The sequence below is a fragment of the Intrasporangium sp. genome (assembly GCF_036566125.1).
Classification (GTDB): Bacteria; Actinomycetota; Actinomycetes; order Actinomycetales; family Dermatophilaceae; genus Intrasporangium.
This window is the reverse complement of sequence record NZ_DATCWX010000278.1, coordinates 1-7,379: the sequence shown is the minus strand read 5'-3', so window position 1 is coordinate 7,379 and position 7,379 is coordinate 1. Positions and strand designations below refer to the sequence as shown.

The window sequence follows — 7,379 nt, the reverse complement described above, 5'->3', positions numbered from 1 at the left end:
GCGGAGCAACCCATGAAGCGGTCGTATGCCGCTGGGCTCGTCGCGCTGCGACCTGACCGTGACGGGGTGGTGACGGGTTACGACGGCATCGACGAGATCCAGCATCGCCTGGGCGACTGGATCATCGACGGGCACTTCCCTCCGGTCGGGGAGGGGACCCAGCCGGTCGAGGCGGGCTACATGGCCAACGCCTACGTGCGGCTGCGGCACCCGGACTACGACGCCGCCCGGGCGATGCTCGATGACATCGGTCGCACCATCAAGGTCCATGCCGGCTGAGCTGTCTGGGCAACCGGTGACAACGATTCTGCTTGGGCCGCAACGGTTCACGACAACGGTGCAGGCGACGCTGCGCAGCCTCGACCGCGAGGGGCCGGTTGCGATGATCAACGCCGGGTGGGAGGAGCGCGAGGCCGAGGACGCCGAGCTGCGCGGGGTGCTCGACGACCGCGGAGTCAACGTCAGCCTCTACGGCCGGGCCGTCGAGGCGCTGGGCAGCGACCGGGACCTTCGCGTCGCCATCCTCGAGCACCGCACCCGCCACGCCGAGCTGCGGGCGTTCTACGGCATCCGGCTCCAGGCCGCATGGGACACCGTCTTCGCCGTGATGCGGCGGGCGTCGAAGAACGACGTTGCCGAGGGTGCCCGGCGGTCCGCCATGCAGGCGCTGCGTGACGTCGACGACTGGTATGCGTACGAGGTCGCACGGATCGTCGACACGACCGCGACGTCGCAGGTCGTCCAGTCGAGCGAGGCGTTGGCGCGCCAGCGTCGCGAGGTCGCCGAGACCATCTCGGGCGCAGCGGTGGTCGCCGTTGCCGGGGGGCATGTCGGCATCCTCATGGAGACGCTCCGGCTGCTCGACGTCGCCATTCCGCCGCAGACGCCCGTCATCGCCTGGTCGGCGGGCGCCATGGCGGTGTGCAACCCAGTCGTGCTCTTCCACGACTTCGCGCCTCAGGGGGTCACTGCGCCGGAGGTCCACGACCGGGGGCTGGGGCGGTTGCGCGGGATCATTCCGCTACCGCACGCGCGGCGCCGCCTTGCCCTTGAGGATCGGGAGCGAATGGCGCTCTTCGCCAAACGCTTCCCGGCCCACCGCCTCGTGCCGCTCGACGACGGGACGATCGTCCGGTTCTCGGGTCAGGTCGACCCGGGCCATGGGCCAACGGTCCTCCCCGAGGGCGCCCGCTACGTCGAGTCGGACGGGGCGATCGCCACCTGGGGCGCGGCATGACAGCGCGGCTCGCCATCAACCGGCTGCGGGACCGCGTGCCGCTCGACGGAGCTGCGGTCGACCGCTTCCTGAGTCGCCACGGCTCTCCCATCATCGAAGGTGAACGGGCGACGTTCATCTGGCGCGGCGAGGCCGATGGGGCCCAGGTGCGTCACCGTGTCGTCGGTCTGCCCGATCCGCTCGCGATGGAGCGGGTCGCGGGAACCGATCTCTGGACGGTGACGACGGTCCTGCCGGAGGGGTCGCGGGTCGAGTACCAGATCGAGGTCCGGCGTGGCGCGCGGCACGAGCAGTTCAACGACCCGCTCAACCCGCGGCTCGCCCACAGCCCGCTCGGTTCCTCGTCGGTCTGCGCGAGCCTCGGGTATCAGGTGCCGGACTGGGTGCGGTTCGACCCGGAGGCGAGGCAGGGCACGCTCGTCGAGGAGAGCCTGCGCAGCAAGGCGCTGCGACGCGAGCAACGCTTCCACGTCTACCTGCCGGCCCGGTTCAACCGGGCGCTGCGCTATCCCCTCCTCGTCGTCCATGACGGCAGCGACTACCTCAACTTCGCGGCAATGAAGACGGTCCTCGACAACCTCATCCACCGCCTCGACGTCGACCCGCTCGTGGCGGTCTTCGTCCCACCGGGGGATCGACTTCGCGAGTACGCGAACCACGCCCCCCATGCGCGGTTCATCGCCCGCGAGCTCGTGCCGCTGCTCTTGGAGCGGCTGCCGCTCGTCGACTCTCCGGAGGCCCGGTGCCTCATGGGGTCGAGCTTCGGTGGGATCGCGTCGCTGTCGACGGCGGTGCGCTACCCCGGGTTCTTCGGCTCGCTGCTGCTCCAGTCTGCGTCGCTCGTCTTCACCGACATCGGCTTCCAGCACGGCGGCGGCCCGGCCTTCGACCCGGTCGTCAAGTTCGTCAACCGCTATCGGGCGCGACCGACCGCCGTCGTCGACCGGATCTACCAGTCGTGCGGCGTCTACGAGCCGCTCATCACCCCGAACCGGTCGATGGTCCCCGTCTTCCGGCAGACCGGGATGCAGGTCCGTTACGTCGAGGCCCGCGACGGCCACAACTGGGAGAACTGGCGGGACCGGCTTGGCGACGGGCTGTCCTGGCTCTTCCCTGGACCGCAGAAGTTCGTCTACGAGTGAGAGCCGCTGCGCGGGGACCAGGAGACGCGCGAGCGAGGGTCCGCCACACCGGGCCGCCCGGTCGCGTGGACCGCAACGGCAGTGCGTGGTTGAGTTTGCGCTACCGGAGAGAGGATGCGTGATGAAGGCGAGCGACCGTTGGCACTCCGACCGGCTCGGGACGGAGATCACCGTGGCCCGCTGGGGCACCTACGGCATGCCGGTGCTGCTCTTCCCGACCGCTGGCGGGGATGCCGAGGAGGTCGAGCGACACAAGATGGTTGCCCACCTGGCTCCGCTCATGGACGCCGGCCGGGCCAAGGTGTACTCCTGCGACAGCGTCGCCGGCAAGGCCATGGCAGAGCGCGCGGGGACTCCAGACCAGCTGCTGGCCCTTTTCAACCTGTTCCACCAGGCCGTCGCCGAGGAGATCATCCCCGCGATCCACAGCGATTCCGGCGGGCGTCTACCGGTCGTCGTGGCCGGGGCGTCGATCGGGGCCTTCAACTCTCTCGCGATGATCTGTCGATACCCGCATCTGGTCAGCTCGGCGGTCTGCATGAGCGGGACCTACGCGATCGAGAAGTTCATCGGCGGCCGCTTCACCGACGACCTCTACTTCAGCTCGCCGCTCCACTTCCTGCCCGGCCTCGAGGGGCCGGCGCTCGACACCCTCCGCCAGCGCATGGTCGTCTTCGCGTCGGGCAGCGGGGCCTGGGAGGACGTGAGCGAGTCATGGGCAGCTGCCAAGGTGCTGGGCGCCAAGGGCATCCCCAACCGGGTCGACGACTGGGGTTCGGGCTACGAGCACGACTGGCCGACGTGGTGGGAGATGCTGCCGCTCTACCTCGACGACCTCCTGCCCTGATCCCTCAGCGTCGAGTGTGCACGTCGTGCCGGCACCCCGGGGGCGCCACGTGGGTATGAGGTGGCCGGGGAGCCACTCGCGCCGCCACCGCTAGGATGACCACGCCGACAGGGGGCCGATGGGCTGCCTGCCGTCGTCCCTCGCCCCGCCTCGTCCGGCTGGTGGTGTCTCCATCGAAGAGGACCTGTCCATGCGTCGATTCCGCACCCCCCTTGCGGGCGTCGGCGTACCCGTCCTCACGGCACTGCTGCTCGGCGCCTGCACGGCGACCGCCCAACCCACGCTCCCTCCCACGCCGTCGGCGGCGACTGCCACGGCCACCGGCGCAGGAACGCCGACCCCGACGACGACGCCGGTCGAGCGACCCCCGCTCGTCGTCGAGACGCTGTTCGACTTCACGTCACTCGACCCGTCCACCGTCGTTGAGCGCAGCGGTCGTTTCGTGGCCGACGCGGTCTACGAGACGCTGACGACGCTCGACCCCAAGGACCCCACGACGGTCCGTCCGGGGCTCGCGGAGTGGACCACGTCCCCCGAGCGCACCTGGCTGACCCTGCGCCTCCGGCCCAACCTGACGTTCTCGGACGGGAGCCACATCACCTCGGATGACGTCATCTACACGCTCTCGCGAGCGCGCGGTCTCGGTGGCGCCGCGGCCCAGCTCCTCGGGCCGATCAGCCTGACGAAGGTCGACAACCGCACCCTGACCGTGACCTCACCCCACACGAACTTCGCCCTGCCCGCCGTCCTCGCCAACCCGGCCTTCGGCATCCTCAACGCCGACGTCGTCAAGGCCAACGGCGGATCCGTCAGGCCCGGTGACGCAGCGACAACATGGCTGACGTCCAACTCCGCCGGCTCGGGCCCCTACGTCATCGACCGGGTCGAGACGGGCCGGTCGATCACGCTCAAGCCGAACCCGAACTGGGCTGGCGAGCGACCGGAGTTCAGCGACGTCATCATCCGCAACGCCACCCCAGCCCGCCAGGCGCAGGACATCGAGAGCGGGGCGGCCGACATTGTGCTGGACCTGCCCCCCGATCGCGCCGACGCCATGCAGCTGCGACCGGCTGTCTCGAGCGTCGCCATCACGTCGCAGACCTCGCCCAGCCTCGCCTTCCTGCTCCTCAACGACGACCAGACGGTGAACGGCTGGACGGGCAACCCGGACTTCGTCACCGCCGTGCGGCTCGGACTCGACGTGCAGGCGATCACCGAGGCGGCCGGGGCCGGGGCCACCCCTGCGCTGGGCCTCGTGCCTCGCGGTCTCCCGGGGGCCTTCGAGCCGCCAGCTCCCCCGCCGACCTCGTCGCCGGTGCCGACCACATCCGGCCCCCCGGTCACGCGGCCACCCACGACGCCTGGCACCCCGACGCCGACGACCTCAACAACTCCTGCGCCCATCGGCACGGCAGCACCCATTCCGACTGCGACACCGACCGCTCCTCCGGTCCGCGACATCGCCGCCGCGAAGGCAGCGCTGGTCCGCTCTGGCTACCGGGGTGCCCCCATCCGCCTCTCCTACGCGAGCGACCGCCCGGTCCACGGCATCGACCTCGGCGTCGTCGCCAGGGCGATCCGGACTCAGCTGGCCCAGATCGGGGTGCGCGTCACCCTCGCCCCGGCCCCGATGGCGAAGGCCCTCGCCGACTACGAGAAGGGCACGAACGCCATGGGCCTGTGGAGCTGGACGCCCGAGTACGTCGATGCCGAGGCCGCCCTCGCGTTCGCACCGGGTGGCCTCGTCGCGAACCGGGCCCGCTGGGTGCGCGGGGTGAACTCCGCCATGGACGAGCTCACCGCAGAGACACGCAGCTCCTACGGCGAGGACCGTCCGGGCGCATTCGCGCGGTGGCAGCTCCAGATGAGCGAGTTCGGCCCGTTCGTCCCCTTGTTCCAGCCCGCCGCTCACCATGCTCACGGGGACCGCGTGACCGAGGTGCCGCTCACGCCACTCGGCACCATCGACCTGGCCCGCGTCCGCTGACGCCACGAAGTGACTGCCGTATGCCGCTGAGCTCCCTCCCACCCGTCCGTGGCCTCCTGCTCGCCGCTGGGTCGGGCAGCAGGATGGGCCGGCCAAAGGCTCTCATCCGCCCCCGTCCGGACGGGCCGACCCTCGTGGAGCGTGCGGTCGACGTGCTCGCCCAGGGCGGTTGCGAGGGGGTGACCGTCGTCGTCGGTGCCGCGGCCGAGGAGGTGATGGCGGTGCTGGGCGGCGCGGACTTGCCTGGGGTCGACACGGTCCGCTGCGAGAACTGGTCCGAGGGGATGGGGGCGTCGTTGCGGGCCGGCCTTGCGGCAATGACGTCCCGGACCGAGGTCGAGGCGGTCCTGATCAGCCTGGTCGACCTGCCCGACGTGGGACCCGACGTGGTGCGACGCATCCTGGACACCCGAATTTCGTACACTCGATCAGGTGGGAGGCCTACCTCGGCGATCGAGTGGACAACTTCCGGGGCGTGGCGCTCGGAGTTGAGCCGAGCGGCATACGACAGCGTCCCCGGCCATCCCACGCTCATCGGCCGGGACCACTGGACGGGCGTCATCGAGGTTGCCCTGGGCGACCGCGGGGCGCGCGACTACTTCCGCGCGCGCGAGCACCGACTGGTCGAGTGCGGCGACCTCGCGACCGGGCGGGACGTCGACTCCCCGGCAGATCTCGACAGGTGAGCAGGCGCGGACGTGTCGTGCGCCGTCCTTCCGCGTTTCGCAATTGTCGGCAATGCTCAGGGCATGGACACCGTTTCCGAGCGCGTCAGCGGGCCCGGTCCGCGGCGGCTGCCTGCAGAGACGTTCGCGAGCCCGAGCGACGTCGCGGCGGCGCTCGGCCGGACCGGCTACCTCGCTGACGACGCCCTTGCCACGGTGACCTTCCTCGCGATCCGGATGGGTCGCCCGATCCTGCTCGAGGGTGAGCCCGGCACCGGCAAGACCGCTCTCGCCGAGGCGCTCGCGGAGTCCCTCGACCTCGAGCTGATCCGGCTCCAGTGCTACGAGGGCATCGACGCGACCCAGGCACTCTATGACTGGGACTTCCCGCGCCAGATCCTGCACCTGCGGACCGTGGAGGCGCTGTCGCGCGATGAGCGTCGCGACCCCCGCGAACTCGAGAACGAGCTGTTCGACGAGCGGTTCCTGCTCGCCCGGCCGGTGCTCCGGGCGCTGCGCAGGTCCCCGTGCGTGCTGCTCATCGACGAGATCGACCGGGCCGACGACGAGTTCGAGGCGTTCCTGCTCGAGGTCCTGTCGACCTGGCAGGTCACGGTCCCCGAGGTCGGCACCATCGCGGCGAAGACGCCACCGATCGTCGTGCTCACCTCGAACCGGACGCGCGAGTTGCACGACGCCCTCAAGCGGAGGTGCCTCTACCACTGGATCGACCATCCCGGGCTGGCGCGCGAGCTCGACATCGTCCGGACCCGCCTGCCTGAGGTGCCACCCGTTCTCGCCGAGCAGGTCGTCGGTGTCATCCAGCGGCTGCGCAACGAGGCCGGCCTCATCAAGCCGCCCGGCGTGGCCGAGACGCTCGACTGGGCCCGCGCCCTCGTCGCACTCGGGGCTGCCACCCTCGACCCGGAGGTGGCCGCAGCATCACTCGGATCTGCAGTCAAGTACCGAGAGGACGCGGAGCGGGTGCGGGCCATGCTCGATCGGGTGCTGACGGGATGATGACCGTCGACCTGCCGCAGGCTCGCTGGGCGGCCGAGGAGTGGCTGCTGGGCTTCGCCCGGGCCCTGCGCGCCGCCGGGCTGCCGGTGACTGCCGACCGGGAGCGGACCTTCCTACTCGCCGTCACGGAGGTCGGCCTCGCCGAGCGGCGGCAGGTCTACTGGACCGGCCGCGCCACGCTGACCTCGTCCCCCGCGGACGTCGAGCGCTACGACCAGGTCTTCACGTCGTGGTTCAACGCCGATCAGCCCAAGCAGACAAGACGGGTCGAGCGGGAGGTTCCGCCCGCGGCCCAGGCGGGGCTCGAGGACGCCGAGAGTGGTTCGGGCGAGGAGCCCAGCGAGGACATGGTCCAGGCCCGTGCGAGCGGCCAGGAGATCCTGCGGCACCGCGACCTCGCCACCTTGAGCATCGAGGAGCGGCAGGCGCTCGCTCGCCTCTTCGGTCGCCTCCACCCGCTGACCCCGCGGCGCCGCGCCCG

Annotated in this window: 6 protein-coding genes and 2 pseudogenes; all 8 read left to right on the top strand. The window is 70.9% G+C overall.

All coding sequences use genetic code 11. The features are described from left to right. A pseudogene (locus tag VIR15_RS17020) lies at positions 1-279 on the top strand (ATP-grasp domain-containing protein); the annotation flags it as partial. Positions 280-295: 16 nt separating this feature from the next. Next, positions 296-1,237, top strand: coding sequence for a Type 1 glutamine amidotransferase-like domain-containing protein (locus tag VIR15_RS17015; RefSeq protein ID WP_331929900.1), 942 nt, complete (start codon positions 296-298; stop codon positions 1,235-1,237). Next, complete coding sequence (locus VIR15_RS17010) at positions 1,234-2,379, top strand: alpha/beta hydrolase-fold protein (RefSeq protein WP_331929898.1); 1,146 nt, start codon at positions 1,234-1,236, stop codon at positions 2,377-2,379. The genes VIR15_RS17015 and VIR15_RS17010 overlap by 4 nt, the downstream gene beginning before the upstream one ends. Before the next feature lie 121 nt (positions 2,380-2,500). Further along, the gene (locus VIR15_RS17005) at positions 2,501-3,226 is read left to right on the top strand and encodes an esterase family protein (RefSeq protein ID WP_331929896.1); all 726 of its coding nucleotides are present in this window, start codon (positions 2,501-2,503) and stop codon (positions 3,224-3,226) included. Positions 3,227-3,416: 190 nt separating this feature from the next. Beyond that, the gene (locus tag VIR15_RS17000; protein WP_331929894.1) at positions 3,417-5,213 is read left to right on the top strand and encodes an ABC transporter substrate-binding protein; all 1,797 of its coding nucleotides are present in this window, start codon (positions 3,417-3,419) and stop codon (positions 5,211-5,213) included. A 20-nt stretch (positions 5,214-5,233) separates the two neighbouring features. Continuing rightward, entirely contained in the window at positions 5,234-5,899 is a 666-nt protein-coding gene (locus VIR15_RS16995; protein WP_331929892.1) for a nucleotidyltransferase family protein, read from the top strand. A gap of 63 nt (positions 5,900-5,962) precedes the next feature. After that, a complete protein-coding gene (locus VIR15_RS16990) occupies positions 5,963-6,898 on the top strand; it encodes an AAA family ATPase (protein WP_331929890.1) in 936 nt (311 codons plus the stop codon). Next, positions 6,895-7,379 (top strand): annotated as a pseudogene (locus VIR15_RS16985) (vWA domain-containing protein); the annotation flags it as partial. The gene VIR15_RS16990 and the pseudogene VIR15_RS16985, both read left to right, overlap by 4 nt.